The sequence below is a fragment of the Plantactinospora mayteni genome, assembly GCF_016862935.1.
GTDB lineage: Bacteria > Actinomycetota > Actinomycetes > Mycobacteriales > Micromonosporaceae > Plantactinospora > Plantactinospora mayteni.
The window spans coordinates 1-23,717 of the sequence record NZ_BONX01000083.1 but is presented as its reverse complement, the minus strand read 5'-3'; the positions used below and the strand labels follow the sequence as shown (position 1 = coordinate 23,717).

Below are 23,717 nucleotides of genomic sequence, written 5' to 3'. Positions count from 1 at the left end.
CGACCTGGTCGCCAACACCTGGAACAGCTAACCGCCACAAGCAGGCACAGGCACGAGCGCGAACCCGCTGGCCGGGTCCCCACCACCGGGGACCCGGCCAGCGGCATCTCCAACTCCGGCCGCTCGGCCGGCTTGACAACGGGCCTCAAGTTATCGATTATCGAGATATCGCTAATCGATAAGGTGGAGGTGTTGGCGTGGGATTGCGCAGACCTGACTGGCTCGCCGAGCTACAGGGACTCGTGGCGGTGGCTCTGGTGGTGCTGGCCGGGATCGTCGTGTTCAACGTCGTCGCGCTCGTCGCCGGCGGGGGCGTGGTCGCCCGGGTGCCGGCGGAGTCGGTGGCGGGGATCGCCGGTGTCACCGACGGGCTGCGGCCCGGCGTGGTCGTGGACGGCGACGTCGAGGTGCTGGTCGCGGACCCGACGCCGGGACAACTGGTGGTCTACCAGTTGACCGCGCTGCCGGCGTTCGCCGTCGGTGCGGCGGTGCTCGGACTGCTCTGGTCGGCGCTGCGCCGGGCCCGCCGCGAGGACCCGTTCGCCGAGGGTACGGTCCGGCGGCTGCGCCTGATCGGCTGGGTCGCCCTCGTCGGCGGCACCACGGCACAACTCGTCCAGTTGATCGCCTCGCTCGAACTGACCGCGCGGCTCACCGCCGACCGCGCCTGGTCGACCACGCTGGATCTGGCGCAGACCGGGCTGTTCCTGCTGGTCGGCTTCGGGTTCTTCGCCGTCGCCGAGATCCTCCGGCGTGGCCTGACTATGCGGACCGAGTTGGAGACGCTGGTCTGATGCCCCCCGACGACGATCACCGGGTCGAGGTCCACCTGGACAAGCTGCTGGCCGAACGCGGCCTGACCCTGACCGAGCTGGCGGACCGGGTGGGCCTGACCCTCGCCAACCTGTCCGTGTTGAAGAACGGGCGGGCCCGGGCGATCCGGTTCAGCACCCTGACGGCGCTCTGCCACGAGTTGCGGTGCCAGCCGGGTGACCTGCTCACTGTCGTCCGCCGCTCCTGATCCCGCCGACAGCATCGAGAGTCATGGATTGCGCGAGCGCGCGGCGGAGCGTACCGTGCGTCCACGAGCCGGATCATCCAGTAACGAGCCACCGGACTGTGCCCATCCCACCCCCGAGAGCAGGGCAGCGATCGTCGGGGGCCCACGCCCGTGGCCAGCCCGCCCTGCCCCGACAACCGGGGCCTCAGTCCGAGGTAGGTTATGAGAAGACGACTCGCTGCCATCGGCGCCGTCCTGCTCGCGGTCGCCAGTACCGTCCTGATGTTCGTAAGGCCGGCGGACGCCGCCGTCGGCCTGCACGTCAGTGGCCGGAACATCGTCGAGGCGAACGGCCAGACGTTCGTCATGCGCGGCATCAACCAACCGCACGTGTGGTTCACCAACCAGACCAGTTCGTTCGCCAACATCAAGGCGCTCGGTGCCAACACCGTGCGTGTCGTACTCGGCAGTGGCAAGCGGTGGGGTCCGTCCACCGACGTCGCCGAGGTGATCTCGCTGTGCAAGCAGAACCGGCTGATCTGCGTACTCGAGGTGCACGACACCACCGGCTACGGCGAGGAGGGCGCGGCGGCCAGCCTGGACGAGGCGGTCAACTACTGGGTCAGCCAGAAGAGCGCACTGGTCGGCCAGGAGAACTACGTCGTCATCAACATCGGTAACGAACCGATCGGCAACACCAACGCCGGGCAGTGGACCGCCGCCACCACCTCGGCCATCGCCAGGATGCGCAGCAACGGCTTCCAGCACCTGCTGATGGTCGACGCGCCCAACTGGGGGCAGGACTGGCAGTACGTCATGCGGGACAACGCCCAGACGATCCTGGACGCCGACAACCAGCGCAACACCGTGCTCTCGATCCACATGTACGCCGTCTTCAACACCGCCGCCAGCATCACGGACTACCTCAACCGGTTCCAGTCCAACGGCTGGCCGCTGGTGATCGGCGAGTTCGGCTGGCGGTTCAACTCGGGCGAGGTGGACCACGAGACGATCCTGGCCGAGGCGAACGCCCGTGGCCTGGGCTATCTCGGCTGGTCGTGGAGCGGTAACACCGATCCGATCCTCGACATGGCCACCAGCTTCGACCCGAACCAGCTCACCACCTGGGGCCAGCGGATCTTCAACGGCACCAACGGCATCCGGGCGACCGCCCGGGAGGCCAGCATCTACCGGGGCGGGACGCCCGGCCCGACCACTCCGCCGGTGACGCCCACGACCAGGCCGCCGGTGACCCCCACGGCCACTCCGACCGGCGGGAGTCGCGCCTGCACCGCCACGTACGCCGTGGTCGGCCAGTGGGCCGGTGGCTTCCAGGCCGACGTACGGGTGACCGCCGGTGGCTCGGCCGTCAACGGTTGGACGGTGACCTGGACCTTCGCCAACGGTCAGCGCGTCTCGCAGGTCTGGAACGCGACCGTGACCAGCAGCGGGTCGAGCGTGACCGCCCGCAACGTGAGCTACAACGGCAGTCTCGCCGCCGGGGCGAGCACGACCTTCGGCTTCCTCGGGTCGTGGAACGGCACCAACAGCGCGCCGACGCTGTCCTGCACCGCGACCTGAGTCGGTCGAGGCGGTACGGCTGAGTCGGTCGGGGCGGTACGGCCGGGCTCGCTCGTCCGGCCGTACCGCCGTCGGCTCGCACGTCTTCTCCCGGTCCCGGCCGGTCCCGTCCGTCCACAGTAGTCGGACGTGTGCGGCGCATTGATCGTGATGGCTCGGGCGCTCTAGGATGGGCGACGCAACCGACGTGGGAGCGCTCCCGGCTACCGGGTCGCCCGCGCGTCGACAACGGAATACACACGGGGGAGGACGTCTATGCACGTCGGCAGAGCGGTGACGGCTGCCGCAGTATCGTTGACGTTGACGTTGACTTTCGGCGGAGGCAGTGCCGCATGGGCGAGCCCGGCGGACCCTTCCGGTCGAGCGGCGGTCGTCGCCCGGACGCCGTTGCCGGACGGCTGGAAGCTGACCGAGGGCGCGTCCGGGTTCGAGCTGAGCTGGCGATCGACGCAACTGGTCCGGACCGGCGACGCGGCGGTCGAGTTCTACGCCGGTGACCGGCTGCTCGGCCGGCCCGGAGCCGCGAGCGACCAGCACAGCTTCCACCTTCCGGTCGACGACGTCACCGCACGGAACCTGACGGATCTACAGGTACGTGCCAGCGGGCGGCGCCTCGACGTGCCGGCCGATCCGAGTACCGCGCGCGGCAGCGGGGCACCGCCGACGCTCGCCGCGGCCCAGCTGCCGCCGAACCCGGTCGACCCGGGCGTACCCGGTCCGTACTCGACGATCAGCGGCGAGTACGCCCTGCCGGACGTGCAGTTGCCGGGCCTGGCCGTACCGGTGGAGATGCGCGGCTACGTCGTGGCGCCGCAGGGAACGTCCGGCCAGCGCCCGCTGGTACTGATCCTGCATGGCAGGCATCCCACCTGCTACCAGGGCACCGCCGAGCCGACCACGGTCTGGCCCTGCCCGAGCGGTTGGAACCCGCTGCCCAGCCACCGGGGGTACGAGCGGATCCAGCAGGTGCTGGCCTCCCAGGGGTACGTCACCGTCTCCATCTCGGCGAACTCCGTCAACGCACAGGACGGCGCCGGCCTGCCGCCGCAGGACGCGGGTGCGCAGGCCCGCTCCTCCCTGGTCCGGCTGCACCTGGGCAACTGGGCGGACTGGGCCGGCACGGGTCGCCCCACCGCACCCGACGTGGTGCGGTCGGCCCCGGTGCCGAACATGTCCAACGTGCTGCTGGTCGGCCACTCCCGAGGTGGTGAGGGCGTCAGCCGGGCCGCCGTCGACAGCCTCACCCGGCCACCCGCCGCGCAGGACGGCTACCCCGGGACGGTTCGCTGGCAGATCCGTGGACTGGCGCTGATCGCCCCGTCGATCTACAGCCACAACCCGGCTCCGGACGTGCCGTCGGTGACCATCCTGCCGAGCTGCGACGGCGACGTCTCCGACCTGGAGGGCCAGCTCTACGCGGACGCCACCCGTGGGGTGGGGCGCGGGTTCGCCCTGCACGGTGTCGTCTTCGCCATCGGCGCGAACCACAACTACTTCAACACGGAGTGGACTCCCGGGCTCTCCGCGGCGAAGTCCTGGGACGACTACCCCAGCCCGTACGACCCGGTCTGCCGGACGATCTCACCGATGCGGCTGACCCCGGAGCAGCAGCAGAACGTCGGCGCCACCTACGTCGCCGCCGCGGCGGCCACCTTCGTGGCCGGCAACGACCAGGTACGCCCGCTGCTGGACGGCTCGGGCTTCCGGGCACCCTCGACGGACCCGGCGACCGTGCTCAGTCACGCCGTGGGTGGCAACCGGACGCGGCTGCTCGTGCCGGACGCCTCCACCGTGCTCAGCGGCGCCGCCGCCCGGCTCTGCGAGCAGATCGCCTCGGCGAGTTCACCCGCCTGGTGCGCCAACTCCAACTCGCCGCACTTCGCGACGTTCGACCCGATCGTCCCGGAGGCGGGCCGGTACGCGATCGAGGTGGACTGGCGGGCACCGGGTACGCCGGTCAGCCTCCGGCCACCAGCGGCGGTCTCGCTCTCCAACTCGGAGTCGGTGGCGTTGCGGGTCGTGGTGCCGGGAGGCTCCCCGGGTACCCAGTTCGACGTCGCCATCGCCGACTCGACGGGCCGGCAGGCCACGCTCGGCACCACCACCCTCGACCCGATGCCGGCGCCCACGCAGACGTCGGACGACTGGGCCCAGGAGGTGCGGATGCCGCTGACCAACGCCAGGACGGCCGGGCTGAACCTCGGCCAGATCACCACCCTGGTGCTGGTACCTCGGGCCGGCGAGAGCTGGGCCAGGATCTGGCTGATCGACGCCTGGGGCTGGCGGCCCGGCACGCCCGCGCCGCAGCCGGTGTCGCTGCCACGGGTCGACCTGGGCGAGCGGACGGTCCAGGAGGGCAACTCCGGGACGGTCACCTACCAGGTACCTGCACAGGTCTCCGGCAGCGGCAACGGCCAGGTACGGGTCTTCGTGGTGGACCCGCTCACCGGGCTCTCCACGGCCAGCGTCGTGACCGTCACGCCCGGCAGCACCACCATCGCCATTCCGATCGCGGTGACCGGCAACACCCAACCCGGGGACGGCCGGAGCTACGTGGTCGCGGTGAAGGCTGTCCAAGGGGTGTCCGTGGGCGACGCCTACGGCCTGCTGACCGTCCAGGACGACGACGCGTGACCTGATCCTCGCCGACCCACGCCGGGGGCGTCCCTCCTGACCGGGGGAGGCCCCCGGCGTGTCCGCGTCCGGCGGTCCTGTCGCAGTCGACGGTGGGGCGGTCCTGTCGGAGTCGGCGGGCGGGCGTCTCGGGTGGGGGCGCGTCCCGGTGCCGTTGCTCCGGGTCGCGGGAGCCACGGCAGCGTCGCCCGGTGGCGGTGCGGTGTCCGTTCGGCCTGACCCGGACACCGCCTGACCCGGACACCGCCTGACCCGGACAGCGCACCGCCACTCGGCGCCTCAGCGGGCGACGAGTGCGCGCAGTAGCTTGCTGATCTCCTCCGGTGCCTCCTCGGCCATGAAGTGGCCCGCCGAGGTGGTGTGGTGCGCCAGGTCCGGGGCCCAGGCCCGCCACAGCGCGGCGGCGTCGTAGCCGAGCGCCGCTCCCCAGTCCTGCTGGACGACCGTGACCGGCATGGTCAGCCGGCGCCCGGCGGCCCGGTCCACCTCGTCGTGCGCGACGTCGATCCCGGCCGAGGCGCGGTAGTCTGCGACGATGGACGGCACCGCCTCGCGGGACGCCCGCAGGTATTCCGCCCGCACCTCCGCCGGGATCGCCTCCGGGTTTCCGGCCCAGCCGTCGAGGAAGTGGCCGAAGAACGCGTCCGGGCTGGCGGAGATCATCTGCTCCGGCAGGCCCGGCGGCTGCGCCATCAGGTAGAGGTGGAAGGCGACCGCGGCGCGGGCGCCGTGCAGGACGTCCCACATGTCGAGGGTCGGCAGCACGTCGAGCGCGGCGAGGTGCGAGATCGCGTCCGGGTGGTCGAGACCGGCGCGGACGGCGACCAGGGCACCCCGATCATGGCCGGCGAGCGCGAAGCGCGGATGGCCCAGCTCCCGGGCCAGGGTGACGATGTCGGCGGCCATGGTCCGTTTGGCGTACGTCTCGGCGTCGCGGGCGGCGGGCTTGTCGCTCGCCCCGTAGCCCCGCAGGTCGGGGCAGATCACGGTGTGCTCGGCGGCCAGGTCGGCGGCGACGTGCCGCCACATCAGGTGGGTCTGCGGAAAGCCGTGCAGCAGCACGATCGGGCTGCCCGAGCCGCCCACCGCCACGGACAGTGTCACGTCGTCGTCGACCGTGACGCGCCGGTAGTCGAAGCCGGAAATGGCAGCGGCCATGGTGAGGTCCTCTCCTGGTCGGTCCTGCCCGGGTGGGCCCGTCCAGGGTGCCGATCGCCGATGAGCAACCGATGAGCGCGATACGTTGGTCGCCTCGGCGCGGAAGGGCGGATCGGTGCAGGTCAGGTTCGGGGTGCTCGGGCCGGTGGTGGTGTGGGACGCCAGCGGTGCGCCGGTCGATGTGAAAGGGCCGAGACACCGCGCCGTACTGGCCCGGCTCGTCGTCGCACGCGGCCGGGTCGTCCCGGTCGGCCGGCTCGTCGAGGACCTGTGGGAAGAGCCTCCGCCGGGTGCGGTGAGCGCGGTCCGGACGTTCGTGGCGGCGCTGCGGCGGGCGCTGGAGCCGCACCGGCCGCCGCGCGTACCGGCCCGGCTGCTGGTCACCGAGGGACCGGGGTACGCCCTTCGGGCGGCGCCGGACGCGGTCGACGCCTGGCGGTTCGAGGAGGCCGTCGCCACCATCACCACCGCACGGCCGCACCGGGCCCTCGACCGCCTCGACCAGGCCCTCGGCTGGTGGCGCGGACCCGCGTACGCCGGGTTCGACGACGAGACGTGGGTCCGCCCGGAGCGTGGCCGGCTCGAACAGCTACGGCTGCACGCGGTCGAGTCGCGGGCCGAGGCGCTGCTGACGCTCGGGCGGGCCGCCGAGGTGGTACCCGATCTCGACGCACACGTCGCCGAGCATCCCTGGCGGGAGGAGGCGTGGCGGCTGCTGGCCCTGGCCCTCTACCGCACGGACCGGCAGGGCGACGCGCTGGCCGTGCTGCGCCGGGCCCGCGCTCTCCTCCTCGACCAGCTCGGCGTCGATCCGGGTCCACGCCTGCGCCGGCTCGAGACCGACATCCTCCGCCAGTCCGACCCGGTCGACGCCGGCCCCGCCCCGCCGGCCGCCGACCGGGTCTGGGCGGAGGCCGCGGCGGCCTACGACCGGACGGTGGTGTCCGGTGCCCGGGACCGGCTGGAGTCGACGGTCGGCCTGCTGCGAAGTATCGCGGTGGCCGGTGGAGGTGGGCTCGAAGCCGCCCGGGAGCAGCGGTTCGCGACCATCGCCGCAGCCGAGCAGCTCGGTGATCCCGAACTCACCGCGCGGGTGATCGGCGGCTACGACGTACCGGCGATCTGGACCCGTTCCGACGACCCGGCGCAGGCGGCCCGGATCGTGGCGGCGGCCGAACGGGCCCTGGCAGCCCTGCACCCCGACTCGTCCGCCGCCACCCGGGCACGCCTGCTCGCCACGATCGCCGTGGAGTCCCGGGGCACCCGGGCGGCGCGCGGGCCCGAGGCGGCCCGGGAAGCGGAGCGGATCGCCCGGCAGTTGGCCGACCCGGCCCTGCTGGCCTTCGCCCTCAACGGCGTGTTCATGCAGAGCTTCCGGCGTGCGGGGCTCGCACCGGAGCGCGACGAGGTCGGCGCGGAACTCGTCGCGCTCTCCACCCGGCACGGCCTGCCGACCTTCGAGGTGCTCGGCCACCTGATCCGACTCCAGGCCCGCGGCGCGCTCGGGGACTTCGCGACCGCGGATCGGCACGCCGCCGAGGCGGACCGGGTCGCCGAGCGGCACGAACGACCGCTGGCCGGCGTCTTCACCGGGTGGTACAGGGCGCTGCGGCTGGCCGCGACCGGGGCGTCGGTACCGGAGGCCGAGGCCGGCTACCGGGCCGCGGCGGCACAACTGCACGGCACCGGCATGCCCGGGGTCGAGCGGGGGATTCTGCCGCTGGCCCTGCTCTGCCTGCGGGTCTGGCACGGGCAACCGACGTACGCCGACGGGCACACCGACTGGGGGCCGTACGCGCCCTGGGCCCGACCACTCGTACTGCTGGCGCAGGACCGCCCGGCCGACGCCGCCGTGGCGCTGCGCCGGACCCCGGACCCGCCGTACGACCTGCTCTTCGAGGCTCTCTGGTGCCTCACCGGCCAGGCCGCGATCGTGCTGGACGACCGGGCGGTGCTGGCTCGCGCCCACGCCGCACTCGCACCGGCGGTGCACGAGCTGGCCGGGGCCGGCAGCGGCATGCTCACCGCCGGCCCGGTCGCCCAGCACCTCGACCGCCTCGCCACCGCCCTCGGCAGCCCCGCAGACTGAGGGTGTGGGGTTGCCGGCACCGGTCGACCGGAGCGGTGCCGGGTCGCAGCCGAGCCCAGTCCGCCTCAGTCCGCCTCAGTCCGCCTCAGCGCGTTCGGCCGGTCGGTCCTGGATGGACCCTCGGGACTCGACGGGGATCCGCCGCCCCTTAGAGTCGTCTGCCATGACCGTCGTGGAGGCACCGCGAGCCGTGCCGACGCCCACCGCCGCCGGGGCGGTACCCGCACCCGAGCCGGAGCGGAGTACGCCGCGCCCGCTGGGCCTGGTCGGCTGGCCGCGTGTGGTCCGTACCCTGATGATGATGGCCGGCGCGGCGGCGGCGGTCGGCATCGCCTTCTCCAACCCGGACCGGCACCTGCCGGAGTTCCGCAACCAGTGGCTGCTCTGGGCGTCGGTCGCCGGACTGCTCGGCGCCCTCAGCGGGTCGACGATCGGTTCCGGGGTGGCCCGCTGGCACGACCTGCAACAGATCCAGCCGGTACCGGTGCGCCGGGTCCTCCGGTCGGTGCTGGCGTTCCTGGTGTTGGTGGCCGGCAGCGTCGTCACCGCGCACGCCATCCTCGGCAGCGGACTGACCTGGCGGGCGGTGGCCTTCGTCTCCATCGTGGTGCTCGGGGCGCTGCCGGCCGGGGCGACGCTCGCGGGCGTCCGGGTCGTCTCGATGCGCGGTCTCACCGGTACTCCCGGCGAGCAGTTGGCCGCGCTGATGCGGTTGCGCCGGATGCTGACCCGGGTGTTGCGGATGATGGGCTCGTTGCTGCTGGTGATGGTGCTGGTCTGCGCCGCGGCCGTCGGGTGGGGCAGTTCGGAGAAGATTCCCCAGTCGACCGCGTTTGTCATCGGTGCCGCCGGCTCGATCCTCATCGCACTGGTGCACGTGCCGACCGCCACCCTGCTGCGGCGGCGCTGCCAGGTCTACATCGACGAGTTCTCCGACATCGCCCACGTGGCGAAGGCCGACCTGATCACCGCAGCCGAGGACCGCATCAAGCTGGAGGAGATCCTCGGGGTCAACCGGACCACCATCAGCGAGTTGCAGTCCGGCCTGGTGATCGTCGGCCCGCTCGCCGCGACCACCATCGCCGCGCTCATCCCCAAGATCTGATTCCGCCGGATACCTGACCCGGCTACCGGGCGACCGGATGGACGACTATCGAGACCCGGTCGCCTTTCGGGCCGGCGTCTTCTTCGCCGTACTCCTGCGGGCTCCCTGCGCCGCGGTGGCCCTCTTCGCGGTGGCTTTCCTCGGGGTGGCCTTCCGTGCCGTCGTCTTCTTGGCAGTGGCTTTCTCGGCGGTGGCTTTCTTGGCGGTGGCCTTCTTCGCTGGTGCGCGCTTCGACGGCACCGTCCGCTTGGCCGGAGCGGCCTTCTTCGCCGCCTTTGCCGCGGTCGCCGGCCGCTTCTTCGGAGTCTTCGCCGCGGTCGCCCCGGTGGCCCGTCGGGTGGCGGTGGCGACCTTCTTCGCCCTCGTGGCGCTCTTCGCCGGAGCCTTCTTCGCGCCGGTGGCCTTGCGGGCGGCGGCGGGTCTGGTGGGAGTGCGCTTGCTGCCACCTCGACCGTGCGCCGGCCGTCTCGGCTCGGTGACGGTGGATCGAATCGGTCCTGCTCGTCGTGCGTTGGCCACCTCGGCTCCTCCTCGTCCGGCCGCTTTCCTCGACCGCAGCCCAGAGCGGCGCGGCGCCGTGATCAGGGCGACGGTCGCGCCGGAACGGCGGATCGTCCGGCGGGCGGGCCCCTGTCCGGAGACGCTGTCTCCCCTCGGCGCGGGCCGCTAAACGCGCTCCGGCCGCACCGAGCTGCTTCGGTCGTATCCGAGCTGCTCTGGCGGCACCCGAACTGCTCCGGCCGGTCCGTCGACGCCGCCGGAACGCGAAACGCCCGGCCGGGATCTCCCAGCCGGGCGCCTCGCCCCGCGCACTCCTCGCCGCCGCCGGCCGACCCGTCGGCCGGCGACGACCCGGGAAGCCGGCCCGGAACACCGGACCGGCTGCCGCTCAGAAGACCGGTACGCCCTCGCGGACCAGCCGCCAGTTCGGCTGGAAGAAGTCGGCCGGGTCGATGCTGCCCCTGTCCTGCGCCCAGTCGATCAGCAGTTGGCGGATCTCCTGCTGCTCGTTGTAGATCTGCGGCTTCACGATGCCGGGGAAGTTGCCACCGCCGCTGCGCCGGTAGTTGTTCACCGCGATCACGAACTGGTCGGTGTCGCCGACCGCCGTACCGGTGCCCGGGTGGGTCAGGCTGGTGATCCGCTGGCCCACCGGCCTGCTGATGTCGATGTCGTAGTCGACCCCGGAGACGGTGTCGTAGTTGTAGTCCGGCACGCTCGGGTCGTTGAGCTGGGCCGGGTCGACCGGCGCGCCCGGACCGAGGGTGCGGAAGTACTTCGCCGAGTACTCCAGGTAGCCGCGCAGCTCGGCGCCGCTGACGAGTACGGCCTCCAGGGTGTTGTCGTAGATGTAGAGCCCGGCCACGTCCTTGATCCGTACGTCCCCGGCCGGGAAGACCGCCGTGCGGCTGAACGGCGCGGCGATCGACAGCACGGGCAGGCCGGCGTACTGGCCGCCGGCCAGCGCGGCGGTGACGACGTCGGTCTGCACCTTGTTGATGTAGTCGAGGATCGGGGTGTCCTTGTAACGGGACTCCGCCGCCGACAGTTCGACGGCCGAGGTGGCGACCACCTGGTTGACGTACGCGACCGTCTTGGCGTGCTGCCGGCGTACCGCCGCGAGCACCTTCGGGTCCTCCGGCACGGTGTTGCTGTTCAGCATCGTGGCCCGCTTGCCGGTGATCCGCCAGCGGTTGCGGTCCCGCTCCAGGGTGAAGTCCATCCGGGTCAGCCGCTGTCCCCACTTCGACGGCTCCGACATCAGCACCCGCTCGCCGGTCCGGGTGTTGGTGACGAACCGCTCGACCACCTCGGCGTGGGCGTGCCCGAACAGGATGGCGTCGATTCCGGGCACCTGCTCGGCGATCATCGCGCACGGGTTCTCGTTCGGCAGCTCGGGCCCGTAGCTCGACGTACCGCTGTCGCCGCCGTGCGCGGAGATCAGCACGATGTCGGCGCCGCGCTGGCGCATCACCGGTACCCACTTCGCGGCGGTGGTGACCATGTCGTCGAAGCGGAGCCTGCCCTCGACGTGCCCCCGGTCCCAGATCGCGGAGCCGGGGTTGGTCAGTCCGAGGATGCCGACCCGCAGCGTCGGGGCGCCGTGCCCGAGCGACACCTTCTTGATGAGGTACGGGGTGAACGCCGGCTTGCCGGTGCGCTCGTTGACCGCGTTCGCGGCCAGGGCCGGGAAGCCGAGCTGCCTGATCCACTTGTCCAGCAGTGGCAGCCCGTAGTTGAACTCGTGGTTGCCGAGCGTCACCGCGTCGTAGTCGAGGATGTTCATCGCCCGGGCCATCGGGTGCGTCTCACCGGTTTCGGTGATCGGCTCCTGCTTGGCGTAGTACGTCGCCAGCGACGTGCCCTGGATGGTGTCACCGGCGTCGAGTACCAGCGTCGCCCTGCCACGCCGCTCGGCCCGGATCTGGGTGACCAGGCTCGCCAGTTTCGCCACGCCGACGTCGTTGTGCGCGCTGTCGTCGTATTCGGCGTCGCGGTAGTAGTCCCAGTTGTAGACGTTGCCGTGGGTGTCCGAGGTGCCGAGCACGGTCAGGTCGTACGTCTTCGGTGGGGTCTGCCGCTGCGCCTGAGCCGGTGCGGCCCCGACGAGCGGTGCCGCCGCGGCCGCCGCGGCGACGGCGAGCACCTGGCGTCGCGAAGGTCCGGGAAGAGGGGTCATGCCGCGCCTTTCCTAGAGCATGGGGCCGCGCCGGTAGGCGCGCCGACGGCACCATAACGACCGGTCGCGGGCCACGCCAGCCGGGCGGCCGACCGACACCCGTCGGCCATCCAGGCTCCGACGACCGGACGGCTGCCGGTCACCCGACCGCCGGTTTCCGGCCGGCCGGCGCCCCGGCGCTTCCTCGACCTGGGTCCGCTGCTGACCGATCGCCGCAACGTACGGGGGAAAGACGTGTCGTCCTTCAAGGCCGATCCGGCCGGCCAGAACGTCGCGGTCCGGCGTGCCGTTCGTCACGTCCGGTGAAGGCGCATGATCACAACACTTGATCGACCGGGCCGGCTCCGTAGGATCTCGGATATCCCCGGGGTCGGGGCGCGGACCAGCTACGACCGGGCGTCCGGCCGGGACCTCGGTGGCAGCGACCACGGCGGTACGGGGGAGACGGATGAGTCTGCGCGAGGATGCGGCGGAGATCCAGGACGAGCTGGCCGGGCTGCGCCGGGACCTGCACCAGATCCCGGAGGAGGGCCTGCACCTGCCGCGTACCCAGGAACGGGTGCTGGCCGCCCTCGAAGCCCTGCCGTTGGAGATCAGCACCGGAGCCGGGCTCTCCTCGATCACCGCCGTGCTGCGCGGCGGTGCGCCCGGACCGGCGGTGCTGCTCCGCGGCGACATGGACGCCCTGCCGATCACCGAGAGCAGCGGTGTCGACTACCACTCCCGGCACGACGGGGTGATGCACGCCTGCGGGCACGACCTGCACACCGCCGGCCTGGTCGGCGCCGCCCGGCTGCTCGCCGCCCGCCGCGCCGACCTCGCCGGCGACGTGGTCCTGATGTTCCAGCCCGGCGAGGAGGGTTACAACGGCGCCGGGCACATGATCGACGAGGGCGTACTCGCCGCCGCCGGCCGCCCGGTCGAGGCCGCGTACGGGCTGCACGTGCTCTCGTCCATCCTGGACCGGGGAGTCTTCTCCGCCCGCCCCGGCCCGCTGATGGCCGGTTCGGCCGGTCTCTTCGTCACCGTGGTCGGGGCGGGCGGGCACGGCTCCCGGCCGCACGTGACCCTGGACCCGGTGCCGGCGGCCTGCGAGATGGTCACCGCGTTGCAGACGATGCTCACCCGACGGTTCGACGCGTTCGAGCCGGTGGTGCTCACCGTCGGCACCTTCCACGCCGGTACCCGGCGCAACGTCATCCCGGACGAGGCGAGTTTCGAGGCGACGGTGCGGGCCTTCGACCCCGCCGTGCACGCCGAGCTGGGCCGGCACGCCGTCCAGCTCTGCGAGCAGATCGCGGCGGCGCACGGCCTGCGCGCCGAGGCGCGGTACGAGCTGGAGTATCCGGTCACGGTCAACGACCCCGACGAGCACGAGTTCGCCGCCGCGACCGTCCGGGAGCTGTTCGGCGCGGAGCGGTTCGTCGACATGCGACACCCGATGACCGGCTCGGAGGACTTCTCCCAGGTGCTCGGACGGGTGCCCGGCGCCTTCGTCTTCCTCGGTGCCTGCGCCACCGACGACCCGGAGACGGCCCCGGGCAACCACTCGCCCCGCGCCATCTTCGACGACAGCGTACTGGCCGACGGCGCCGCACTGCTGGCCGAGCTGGCCGTCCGGCGACTCGGTCAGCCGGCCGACCGGCTGCTCAAGAGTGCGGCCTGACCTCGGGTCGGGGGAGCGGGGCGGGCGGCCCCTACCGCCGGCCCACCCCGCGAGTACCTCCCGTTCGGTGATCCCCGCCGCGCTCAGTCGACCAGGGCGAAGGCGGAGTAGAACTCGGCGCGCTCGTCGCGCGGCGGCGTACGGTCCGGGCTCACCTCCGTGCCGACCCAGCCCCGGAAGGCACCGGAGTCGTCGATGACCTGCAACAGCGGCCGGACGTGGCTGTTGTTCTCGTAGCACAGGTCGTACGACAGGCACTCGCACCAGAACTCGTACGTGTTCCGGCGTCCGCCGAACGCGTCGCTCAGGTAGTAGAAGCGCCGGTTCTGCGTGCCGCCGGAGTTCAGCCGATCGACACACGCCTGGTAGCCCGGCCCCTGCGCGCAACACGACGCCGGTGAGCAGCCGGCGTTGTCCTGCACGGAGCCGAGGCACGAGCCGTCGTCGCACAACTGCCAGGTGTTCATGGTCAGCCCGCCCGCGCTGCCCCGGGTGTAGTCGACGATGGTGTTTCCGTTCCAGAACTGCCCCTCCAGCAGGAAGGTCTCGGACCTGGTCCGGACGCTGGCCATCGACGCCTTGGTCTCCCGGTTCAGACCGGCGTTGCTGCCGTACCCGATGCCGCTGGTCAGCGAGTAGTTGTCGCTCGCCAACCGCATCCGGCCGAGGGTGCTGCGGGGGCTCGACACCGTCCACGTCTCGACCAGGTCGACCACGCTGGTGCTGCCGTCGATCGTGCTGCTGGTCCAGGTGATGGTCACCTGCCCGGCCGACTCGTTGTACTGGTAGCTGCCGGTGAACCGGCCGTTCGGCTCGCCGGTGAAGCCCGGAGCCGTCTTGATGGTGCAGTTGTTGCGCGGGTTGCGACCGGGGGTCCAGTTTCCGCAGTAGTAGACGTCGCCGCTGCGGATCGGCAGCGGGTGGGCGGTCTGGTTCCAGGTCCAGAAGTTGTGCTCCACGGTGCTGCCCGTGGTGCTGAAGACGAGATAGCCGAGGCGGACGTAGTTGCGGTAGGCATCGGTACGGAAGCCGGCCGCGCTCACCACCCAGTTCTGCTTGCCCAATGGCACGGGTGCGGCCCGCGCCGGCTGTACGGCCACGAGTTGCGTGACGGCGGTCAGCACGGCGACGAAGAGCGCGAACAATCGTGTCGTACGGCGCACTGCGGGACCTCCCAGGTCCATTGTGGTCAAGGGGTGCGGGGGCAGCCTATCGGCGCCGGTCAACGTACTCCATCTTCAACCTATTGTCCTAGGATGCCGTACGCGCAGCGCACCCCAGCACAGACGCGGCAACACGCATTCACCGGTAGACCCCCAGCGCTCACCGGCTTCGGCGGGTCCAGATGAGAGGATGGCGGGATGCCGGCGTTGACGTTGCCCAGAGTGACCTATCTCGGCGGGCATCCCGACCGGACCGACCAGACCGCACAACTCACCGTCGTCCTCGACCGTCCCGGCATCGTGGTACGCGGACGGTTCCGCCGCTTCCTCGAGTTCCGCTGGCCCGAGCTGCGTGGACTCGACGTACGGTCGCCGGACGTCGTGACCCTCGTGCTGGCGACGTCACTGTCCGAGGTGGACGCCGACGGCACGACACTGCACCTGCGGACCGACCGGGGACTGTCCCGGCTGCACGTCAACGGGATCCGCCAGGCCGAGCTGCGTACCATGCTCGCCGGCTGGGTGACCCGGGAGGCCGGTCCGGACCGGCCGCTACCGGCGACGCCACCGCCGCCCCCGCGCGAGGTCGACGGCCAACTCGGTGCGGTGCGGATGGCCCTCGACGTCTGGCGGGCGGTCAGCCTCGGCCGGGAGCCGATCACCGATCGCAGAACCCTGGCCTACCGGCTGGCCGTCGCCGAGAACCACCGGCTCGGCGGAGCGTTCAGGGAGGCCATTGCGGTGCTCCAACCGCTGGCGGCCGAGGCAGCCCGGGCGTTCGGCCCGACCGACGACGACACGTTGAAAATCCGCAACGCACTCGGCCATACCTACCTCACGGCCGGGGCGGTGGACGACGGGTTGGACGTGCTGCGCGAGCTGGTGGCGGTGACCGAGCATCTGCACGGCGTCGACGCCGAACTCACCCTTGTGTTCCGGAACAACCTGGCGGGCGGCTACCAGCAGGCCGGCCAGTACGCGCTCGCCATCGAGCTGCACGAGCAGAACGTCCGGTACACCGAGCGGAAGCGCGGGCCGGCCGACCTGGAGACGCTCGGCCGGCGCAACAACCTGGCCGCGACCCTCGGACTCGCCGGCCAGCGGGAACGGGCGATCACCGGGTACTGGGCGGTACTCGACGCGCTGGCCGGCGTCGACCACGACCTGGCGGTCACCGCCCGGCAGAACCTGGCCATCCTGCACAACCCGTCCTGGCGGCCCTGACCGGCGCAGCATCTCGGCCGCCGAGCCGTCGAGCCGCCGAACCGGGCAGCCGCCGCCTCGTCAACTTCAACTCACGTCGGCCAACTCACGTCCGTCGACTTACGTGCGTCGACTCATGTGCGTCGACTCATGTCGGTCAACTGTGCGACAGCGTCAGCGTCAGCGGGGGGAGGGGAGCCGGCGGGTGAGAGCGGGCGGAGCTGGCGTACCACGTCGTCCTTGCGGACGATCGCGCTGATCTCCGCCCCGGTCTCGGCGGTGAGCCGGCCCTGGCCGGGCAGCCCGAGCTGGGTGGCGAGCCGGCGACCGTAGATGTCCACCGCCGCCTCGACCAGTTCGGTGTAGACACCGACGGCGAGCCGGGCACGATACCGGGCGGTGAACAGGGCCACCATCCCGACGACCAGGGCGGGCCACCAGAGGGCGCCGAGAAGGACGTACAGGAGGCCCCAGCCGGTGAGCCGGGCCGCCGACGCGCAGCGGTCCTGCACCGCCGTCACCTCGCCGCGTACCGCCTCGGGCAGTACCAGCCAGAGCCGTGGCCACACCGTTGCCAGGTCGATCGCATAGCTGTGGTGTACCCGGACGTCGACCGCGTGCAGCCGGTCGCCGATCCAGGTCGGACGCTCCGCCGCCACCAGGCCGATGGCGGCCCGCCGGGCGATCGCCCGCCGGGTCCGGTCCCGGGTCGCCGGATCGGCGGGATCGGCCAGCAGGGCCCGTTCCGCCTCCGCCACCTCGGCGTCCGCCGCCGCCCACCGCCGTCGCCGGGACCCGGCGAGCCAGCGCAGCACCGGGGCCGAGCCGGTCAGTCCCCAGCTCCACTCGACGAGCAGCCCCACCGCCCCGGCCAGCAGCCCGGCCGCGGCGGCGCCGAGCAGGAACCCGGCCGCGGCGATCAGCAGGGTGGCGTTGCGCCCGCCGGTCGGGTCGGCGGCGATCGTGTCCAGCCAGGACTCCAGCACCCGACGGTCCACCGCGTGGCGGTGCCCGAGTATCTGTGCCAGGACCACCGCCCCGGCGAACAGCGCCCCCGGCACCATCAGGGTGGCGGTCCACCGGGTCACCAGTTGCTTGCCGAGTTCGGCGAGGAAGGCGGTCACAGCGTGATCCGGGTCTCGACGAACGGCAGGCCGGTAAGGGCGCAGGTCGGGCGGTCACCGTCGCCGGCCCGTTCCGTCCGGTCGCACGCCTGCCGGTTCGGACAGGTCCAGCCGGTGACGGTGGGATGCCCGCCACCGCCGCGCCACGTCTCGAAGGCCCGGCTGCCGGTGGTCAGCCCGTCGATGCCGTGCCGGGCGAACGCGACGTCGAGCCGGTCGAGGTCGGCTTCGAGCTGCTGGTCCAGCCGTCCCTGCCCGATCGCGTCGGCGATCCGGTCCAGCACGTCGGCGGCGCCGAACCGCTGGGCGTACTCCCGGAGTTGCCCGCCGGCGGCCTGGCCGCAGAGCCGTCCGACGCGCTGCGCGACCAGTTCCATCTCCGCTCCCCGTGCGTCGGCCGGCCGATTCCGCTGACACAGTAACGCCCGCCGCACCCCATCGCCGTGAGGTGCGGCCTCCGGCGGTGTCGCCGCGCAGCCCCGGCCGATGTTCGGGTCGGATCGGCGAAACGGTGCGGCAGCGGGCGGAACTGCCCGGCTCGGCGAAACCGTCCGGTGTCGGATCAGATCGGCGAAACGGTTGGCGCAGCGGGCGGAGTCGCCCGGTTCGGCGATAGCGTGTGGTGGGAAGGCGACCGTGGCCCGGGTCGGCGAGACTGTGTGCCGGAAGGCGATCGTGGGGCGTTCCCTCGGTAGCCCCGGCCGGACGACGGGACCAAGCGATGTCGAGAAGCGCCCTGGATCGGATCACCGCTGCCCTCGACGAGTACGAGCGCAGCGCCGATCCGTCGATCCCGCTCGGCGCGGAGCTGGCCGACGCGGCGGAGAGCCTCGGCCCGCAGGTCGGTGACCGGGGCGCGGGTCGGAAGGCGGCGCAGGTGTTGGCCCGGCTGCACTGGTGCCGCTACCTGCTGCTGCCCGGGCTGGACGGGCTGCGGGAGCGGCAGGCGGCGGTCGGGCTGTTCCGCCGGCTCCAGCGCCGGGAACCGGACCTGGTGCCCGAGCCGCTGCGCGAGGAGTGCCGCGACGGCGATCCGTCCGGAGTCGACGAACTCTCCACCGTGCTGTTGAGCCGGGAACAGGCCGAGCGGGTCGACCGGCTCCGGCAGCGGTACCGGGCCGGCGATCATCGGGCGCTCCGGATGCTGGTCGACCTCTACCGCGAGTGGCTCCCGTACGCGGCCCGGCAGCGGGACTGGCCCGCCGTCCTGCTCCAGGCCGCGCTGCTGACCGACCTCGCCGACGTGCTCCTCGCGGTCGCCAAGCACGCCACCGACGGGCACCGGTACGACGACGCGCTGGACACCGCCACGAAGGCGCTGGCGGTCACCGCCACCCGGGACCCGCACCGGCCGGCCCGGCTCACCTTCCGGGGCCGCCTCTTCGAGCGGTACTCCGACGAGGGCGCCGGCCCGAACGCGCTGGGACTGGCGGTCGGCGACTACCGCCGGGCGGCGCAGCTCGGCTGGCACCGGCGGCCGGTCGACCTGGACCTCGTCGGTCGGCTCGGTACCGCACTGCGTCGGCTGGCCGAGCTTCCGGACCAGCCCTCGGTCGAACTCCTGCTCGAGGCGACAGCCGCCTGGCGGGACGCGGTCACCTCGTCGGCACCCGACGATCCGGAGCTGCCGTCCCGGGTGCAGCGGCTCGACGAGGTCGGCAATCTGCTGGCCGGCGCGGTCGGCGTCGAACCGGTGCGTACCGTCCTCGGCGCCGCCCAGCAGCCGGGGCTGCTGGACGAGCTGTTCCGGCGTACCGAGGAACTGGCCGGGCGGGTCGGCGTCGACACCTCGGCACAGGTGCTGGCCGAGCGGCTCGACTCGGCCCTGGTGCTGTGCGCGGCGGTACCCGCGTTCGACCCGGCCCGGCCGCGCGCCCTGCTCCTGTTCGGTGACGCGGAACTCGACCGCTGGCAGCACGGCGGTGAACTGGACGGCGCGGTGCGGGCCGGGATCTGGGCCCAGATCGCCCTGGACGCCGCCGGTCCGGAGCACCCGCTCCGCCGGGAGATCCTGACCCTGCTGGCCGGCGCGGCCGGTGACGTCGGGCTGCACCGACGGTCCGCCGAGATGGTCGAGCGGGCCGTCGGTGCCGCCCGGGCGGCCCTGGAGTTGGCCGACGCGCAGCCGGAGTCCCGCCCGACCCAGCTCGGCGTGCTCGCCGACGCGTACGCCAGAGCCGGACGGCTGGCCGGCGACCGCGACGCCCTGGACCAGGCGGTGCGGCACCAGCGGGAGGCGGTGGCACACACCCCGACGGACCGGGAGGTGTACCCGGTGCGGCTGTTGAGCCTCGCCAGCATGCTGGTGCACCTCGACGCGCTGGCACCGGACGACGCGCTGCTGGCCGAGGCGGTACGGGTGAACCGGCAGGCGCTCGCCGCGCTGCCGAGCGACGACTCCCGCCGCGTCGGCTTCACCTTCAACCTGGCGAGCAGCCTGTCCCAGTACGCCCTGCGGCGTATGGACCCGGCGGAGCTGCTGGCGGCCGACCAGGTCTTCCAGGAGGCGTTCGCGCTGCTGCCGCCGGGGCACCCCGACCAGCCGCGGATCCGCAGTTCGATCGCCGAGGCCCGATACCAGCGGTTCGTGCTCGGCGGTGACGTCGACGCCCTCGCCGAGGCCGTGGAACTGGCCCGGCAGGCGCTCGACGAGACCCCGACCGGGCACCACTGGTGGCCGATCCGGGCCCTGATCCTGGCCCGGGCAACGGCCGAGCTGGCCGGCCTCGGCGGGCCCGACGCCGCAGCGGCCCGCAGGGAGGCGATCGCCACCTATGCCGCGATCGCCGCCTCGCCGGTGACCGATCCACAGCGCCGGATCGACGCCGAACGCCGCCAGGCCGAACTCGCCGACGAGGGGGCGGACCCGGCCGCCCGGCTGGCCGCACTCGAGCGGGCCGTGCGGCGGATCCCGTCGGTGATCAGCCGGTCGACCGCCGGTCGGCGCCGGCTGGACGCCATCGCCGGGCTCGGTGGGCTGGCGTCCGAGGCCGCCGCCGTCGCGGTTGAGGCGGGGGATCCCGACACCGCCGTCGAACTGCTGGAACGGGGTCGCGCGCTGCTGTTCAACGAGGCCCTGGACATCCGCGTCGGGGGAGCGGAGCTGGGTGCCGTCGACGCGTTGCTCGCCGCGGACCTGGCCCGGGTCGACCGCGAACTGGCGGAGGCGGACGCGTACACCCACGTCCGGAAGTTCACCATCGAGGTCGAGCGGATCGCGGCGTCCGGCGAGTCGCTGGCCAAGAGCACCCGGGAGTGGGACCCGCGAACCAGTTGGCTGCCCCGGACCCGCGAACTCGCCGCCGAGCGGGACCGGCTGGTCACCCGGATCCGGGCGCTGCCGGGCTTCGCCGACCTGCTGCGGCCACCCTCGCTGCCGGTGCTCCGGGAACGGCTTCAGGGCCTGCCGGTCGTCGTCGTCAACACCTTCGGCGACCGGGGCCACGCCCTGCTGGTCCCGGCGGAGCCGGACCGGCCGGTGAAGCCGATCCCGCTGCCCGCGTTGCGCGAGAGCGCCGTCCAACGCCAGGTCACCCGGATGTACGCGGCCGTGCTCGACGCGACCGCGCCGACGGTACCCTTCGACCGGCGGGTCTCCGCCCAGGAGGACCTGCTCGACGTGCTGGCCTGGCTCTGGGACACCGTCACCGGGCCGGTACTCGACCGGATCGCCCCGATGGCGAGTCCGGCGCCGAGGATCTGGTGGTGCCCGGTCGGCTCGCTGGCCCGGCTTCCACTGCACGCGGCCGGTCACCACCGCAGGTCGGACCGATCGCGTACGGTGCTCGACCGCACCGTGTCGTCGTACACCCCGACGCTGAGCGCGCTCGCCCACGCGGCGACCGGGCGGGCCTGGCCACCGGCCACCGCCACGGCGGCGGTCGTCGGCGTCCCGGGCGCAGCACGGTCGTCGGCGCTGTCGGAGGTACGCGCCGAGGTCGAGCAGGTCGCCCGGATGATTCCCGGCTCCGCCCTGCTCAGCGGGACGGAGGTGGGGCTGCGCGATGTCGAGGACCTGCTCCGGGTCCATCCGATCGCGCACTTCGCCTGCCACGGCGTCGCCGACACCAGCGTCAACGCGATGCTCCGGGGCGGCCTGCGGCTGGGCTCGGCGACGCTCAGCCCGCACCTGGTCCGCTCGTACCGGCTGGATCGGCCGGAACTGGCCTTCCTGTCCGCATGCAGTACCGCCGAGACCCATCCGACCTTCACCGACGAGCCGCTGCACCTGGCGTCGGCGTTCCAACTCGCCGGCTTCCGTGGCGTCATCGGCACGATGTGGCGTACCACGGACAGCGCCCGGATCGCCGAAGCCTTCTACGCCGCCCTGACCGGCGGTGGCACCGGGCCGCCGGAGACGGCCAGCGCGGCGCGGGCGCTCACCGACACGGTACGGGCGATACGCGACGAGTTTCCGTCGACGCCGACCCGATGGGCCGGACACCTGCACGTGGGGCTGAACCGGCCGCTCACCCCGGCTCCGAGCTGACGCACCAGCGGCGTGCGGCGGGGTCGGGGCGGGGTCGGGACGGATCGGTCGTGGAGTCCTGCGTGGAGTCCTGCTATGCCGGGGTGGCGGCGAAGGCGTCTCGGCAGTTTCGGACCAGTCGGGCGAGGGCGGGGCTCTGAGTGGCCGCCCAGACCAGAGCCAGCAGGGCGGGGCCGTCGACGTCGCTCACGCGCAGCGCGGTCAACCGGTCCTCGTACTCGTCGGCCAGGGACTCGCTGAGGATCGCGACCCCGAGCCCTCGGGTGGCGAGGTCCGCGATGGTGGCGGCGGCGCTCGCCTGCAACGCGATGGTCGGTTGGACGCGGCGGGCGGCGCAGGCCCGGTCGAAGACCGTTCGGATCCCGGTACCCTCCGGCATGCAGACGACTGGATGCTCCGCGATGTCGGCCAGTCCGATCGTCTCCTGGCGGGCGAGCGGATGTTCCGGCGGCACCAGCGCCACCAGCCGTTCGCTGACGATCGTCAGCGCGTTCAGTCCGGCCGGCGCTTCGGCCGTACCGACCAGGGCCAGGTCGATCGTGGCGGATCGGACGCTCTCGACCAGTCGGTCGGAGTTGCCCTCGAGCAGGGTCAGCTCGACCTGCGGATGGGCCCGGTGGAACGCTTCGAGCGCCTCGAAGAGTGGGGTCACCGTGCATCCGATGATCATGCCGACGGTGAGCTGGCCACGGATCAGTCCGGTTACCTCGCCGACGGCCTGCCGGATCGTGTCGGCGGCGGCGAGTGTGGCGCGGGCGTGTTCGAGTGCCGCCCTGCCAGCGGCTGTCAGAGTCGTCGTCCTGGTGGAGCGGTCGATGAGGGTCGCCCCGAGTTCGCGTTCGAGCTGCCGGACCTGTGCGCTCACCCCGGACTGACTGATCCGTACGCGCTCGGCCGCGCGGGTGAAGCTGGCCTCCTCGGCGACCGCGACGAAGTACTCCAGCTGCCTCAGCTCCATGAGCGCTGATTCTAGGCCCCATCAGAATTAGCTGTTGTACTTCTACTCTTGGCCCGCGCATGCTCGATCCGTAAGCGAACACAGCGGGAAACACTCGGAAGGATCAGCGTGTCGAACTACGAGAAGGCGACGCGACCGGAGGACATCACCCGGCTCTTCGTCGAGCGCTCCAACGCGGGAGACGCCGAGGGCGTGGCCGCACTCTACACCGAGGACGCGGTGCTGGCGTACCCGCCCGGCGGCCAGACGGTCGGTCGGTCCGCGATCCAGGCGCTCTGGGCGAAGGTACTCGCGAACCGCCCGCACTTCGAGTTGGAGGAGTCACTTCCGACGCTCGTCAGCGGCGATCTCGCCCTCACTTCGACGGCACCGAAGGACGGTGCGGGTGCCCGGGCGCAGGTGGTCCGCCGTCAGCCGGACGGGTCCTGGCTGCGCGTACTCGACCAGCCGGAGTTCACCCCGCCGACGTCCGGCTGACGGATGCGTCCACGCTCGGCTGGATGGGCCCTCCCGTGATGCCGAACCGGCACCGACGGGCAACCGTTGACCAGGCTGCCGGCCACCGACGGCATACCTGGTCGTCGGCAGCCGCCAATCGACGATGACGCACAGAATGCGCGGATAGCGATTTTCGACGAGGTGTTCGTCGGATCTTGTCGCGACGCCCTGCCGTACCGTCGCCATGCGGCCTTCGCCGTACGGCGCGCCGTGTCGGATACACGAGGTAGGTAATGGCAATGTCGGCCTCAGCCCGCCTCTGAGGTATCGATCCAGGTGTCCGGTTCGGTTTCATGATCGAGTCGGCTCGGTGGAATGTTGGGGGCCGGTCGGTCGTTACATATCGCGTACGGCCGAGTGCCGCCGCCT

At 72.4% G+C, this 23,717-nt stretch carries 17 protein-coding genes; 11 read left to right on the top strand and 6 right to left on the bottom strand.

Annotation, left to right across the window (positions count from 1 at the left end):
* Positions 1-197 precede the first annotated feature (197 nt).
* From Pma05_RS43865 to Pma05_RS41190, 4 genes are all read left to right on the top strand, one after another.
* Complete coding sequence (locus tag Pma05_RS43865; RefSeq protein WP_203862977.1) at positions 198-794, top strand: DUF2975 domain-containing protein; 597 nt, start codon at positions 198-200, stop codon at positions 792-794.
* Positions 794-1,021, top strand: a complete 228-nt coding sequence (locus tag Pma05_RS44255) for a helix-turn-helix domain-containing protein (RefSeq protein ID WP_203862976.1) — start codon at positions 794-796, stop codon at positions 1,019-1,021. The genes Pma05_RS43865 and Pma05_RS44255 overlap by 1 nt, the downstream gene beginning before the upstream one ends.
* A 201-nt stretch (positions 1,022-1,222) precedes the next feature.
* Complete coding sequence (locus Pma05_RS41195) at positions 1,223-2,581, top strand: cellulase family glycosylhydrolase (RefSeq protein ID WP_203862975.1); 1,359 nt, start codon at positions 1,223-1,225, stop codon at positions 2,579-2,581.
* Positions 2,582-2,881: 300 nt separating this feature from the next.
* Complete coding sequence (locus tag Pma05_RS41190; RefSeq protein WP_203862974.1) at positions 2,882-5,215, top strand: alpha/beta hydrolase; 2,334 nt, start codon at positions 2,882-2,884, stop codon at positions 5,213-5,215.
* Between the two features lie 279 nt (positions 5,216-5,494).
* On the opposite strand, the gene Pma05_RS41185 is transcribed toward Pma05_RS41190, so the two are convergent.
* Positions 5,495-6,373: an alpha/beta fold hydrolase gene (locus Pma05_RS41185; protein WP_203862973.1), complete on the bottom strand. Its 879-nt coding sequence runs from the start codon at positions 6,371-6,373 to the stop codon at positions 5,495-5,497.
* Between the two features lie 115 nt (positions 6,374-6,488).
* Here Pma05_RS41185 and Pma05_RS41180 point away from each other — a divergent pair, with 115 nt between their 5' ends.
* From Pma05_RS41180 to Pma05_RS41170, 3 genes are all read left to right on the top strand, one after another.
* Entirely contained in the window at positions 6,489-8,462 is a 1,974-nt protein-coding gene (locus Pma05_RS41180; RefSeq protein WP_203862972.1) for an AfsR/SARP family transcriptional regulator, read from the top strand.
* Between the two features lie 163 nt (positions 8,463-8,625).
* Positions 8,626-9,567, top strand: a complete 942-nt coding sequence (locus Pma05_RS41175) for a hypothetical protein (RefSeq protein ID WP_203862971.1) — start codon at positions 8,626-8,628, stop codon at positions 9,565-9,567.
* A 115-nt stretch (positions 9,568-9,682) separates the two neighbouring features.
* Complete coding sequence (locus Pma05_RS41170) at positions 9,683-10,237, top strand: hypothetical protein (protein WP_203862970.1); 555 nt, start codon at positions 9,683-9,685, stop codon at positions 10,235-10,237.
* Between the two features lie 219 nt (positions 10,238-10,456).
* Here the strand turns inward: Pma05_RS41170 and Pma05_RS41165 are convergent, their stop codons facing one another.
* Positions 10,457-12,247 carry a bifunctional metallophosphatase/5'-nucleotidase gene (locus tag Pma05_RS41165; protein ID WP_203862969.1) on the bottom strand — a complete coding sequence of 597 codons (1,791 nt, stop codon included), beginning with the start codon at positions 12,245-12,247 and terminating at the stop codon, positions 10,457-10,459.
* Between the two features lie 448 nt (positions 12,248-12,695).
* Here Pma05_RS41165 and Pma05_RS41160 point away from each other — a divergent pair, with 448 nt between their 5' ends.
* Complete coding sequence (locus tag Pma05_RS41160) at positions 12,696-13,913, top strand: M20 metallopeptidase family protein (protein ID WP_203862968.1); 1,218 nt, start codon at positions 12,696-12,698, stop codon at positions 13,911-13,913.
* Between the two features lie 83 nt (positions 13,914-13,996).
* On the opposite strand, the gene Pma05_RS41155 is transcribed toward Pma05_RS41160, so the two are convergent.
* Positions 13,997-15,076, bottom strand: a complete 1,080-nt coding sequence (locus Pma05_RS41155; protein ID WP_203862967.1) for a hypothetical protein — start codon at positions 15,074-15,076, stop codon at positions 13,997-13,999.
* 198 nt (positions 15,077-15,274) lie between these two features.
* Between Pma05_RS41155 and Pma05_RS41150 the strand changes: the two genes are divergently transcribed.
* Positions 15,275-16,300, top strand: a complete 1,026-nt coding sequence (locus Pma05_RS41150; RefSeq protein ID WP_203862966.1) for a tetratricopeptide repeat protein — start codon at positions 15,275-15,277, stop codon at positions 16,298-16,300.
* Positions 16,301-16,413: 113 nt separating this feature from the next.
* On the opposite strand, the gene Pma05_RS41145 is transcribed toward Pma05_RS41150, so the two are convergent.
* Both Pma05_RS41145 and Pma05_RS41140 read right to left on the bottom strand, forming a co-directional pair.
* Positions 16,414-17,403 (bottom strand): hypothetical protein, encoded by a 990-nt coding sequence (locus Pma05_RS41145; RefSeq protein ID WP_203862965.1) that lies wholly within the window; start codon positions 17,401-17,403, stop codon positions 16,414-16,416.
* Complete coding sequence (locus Pma05_RS41140; RefSeq protein ID WP_203862964.1) at positions 17,400-17,780, bottom strand: hypothetical protein; 381 nt, start codon at positions 17,778-17,780, stop codon at positions 17,400-17,402. The genes Pma05_RS41145 and Pma05_RS41140 overlap by 4 nt, the downstream gene beginning before the upstream one ends.
* A gap of 344 nt (positions 17,781-18,124) precedes the next feature.
* Between Pma05_RS41140 and Pma05_RS43705 the strand changes: the two genes are divergently transcribed.
* Positions 18,125-21,892: a CHAT domain-containing protein gene (locus tag Pma05_RS43705; protein ID WP_203862963.1), complete on the top strand. Its 3,768-nt coding sequence runs from the start codon at positions 18,125-18,127 to the stop codon at positions 21,890-21,892.
* A 73-nt stretch (positions 21,893-21,965) separates the two neighbouring features.
* Here Pma05_RS43705 and Pma05_RS41130 read toward each other — a convergent pair whose 3' ends face one another.
* The gene (locus Pma05_RS41130; RefSeq protein ID WP_203862962.1) at positions 21,966-22,850 is read right to left on the bottom strand and encodes a LysR family transcriptional regulator; all 885 of its coding nucleotides are present in this window, start codon (positions 22,848-22,850) and stop codon (positions 21,966-21,968) included.
* Positions 22,851-22,958: 108 nt separating this feature from the next.
* Between Pma05_RS41130 and Pma05_RS41125 the strand changes: the two genes are divergently transcribed.
* Complete coding sequence (locus Pma05_RS41125; protein ID WP_203862961.1) at positions 22,959-23,327, top strand: YybH family protein; 369 nt, start codon at positions 22,959-22,961, stop codon at positions 23,325-23,327.
* The last annotated feature ends 390 nt before the right edge of the window (positions 23,328-23,717 follow it).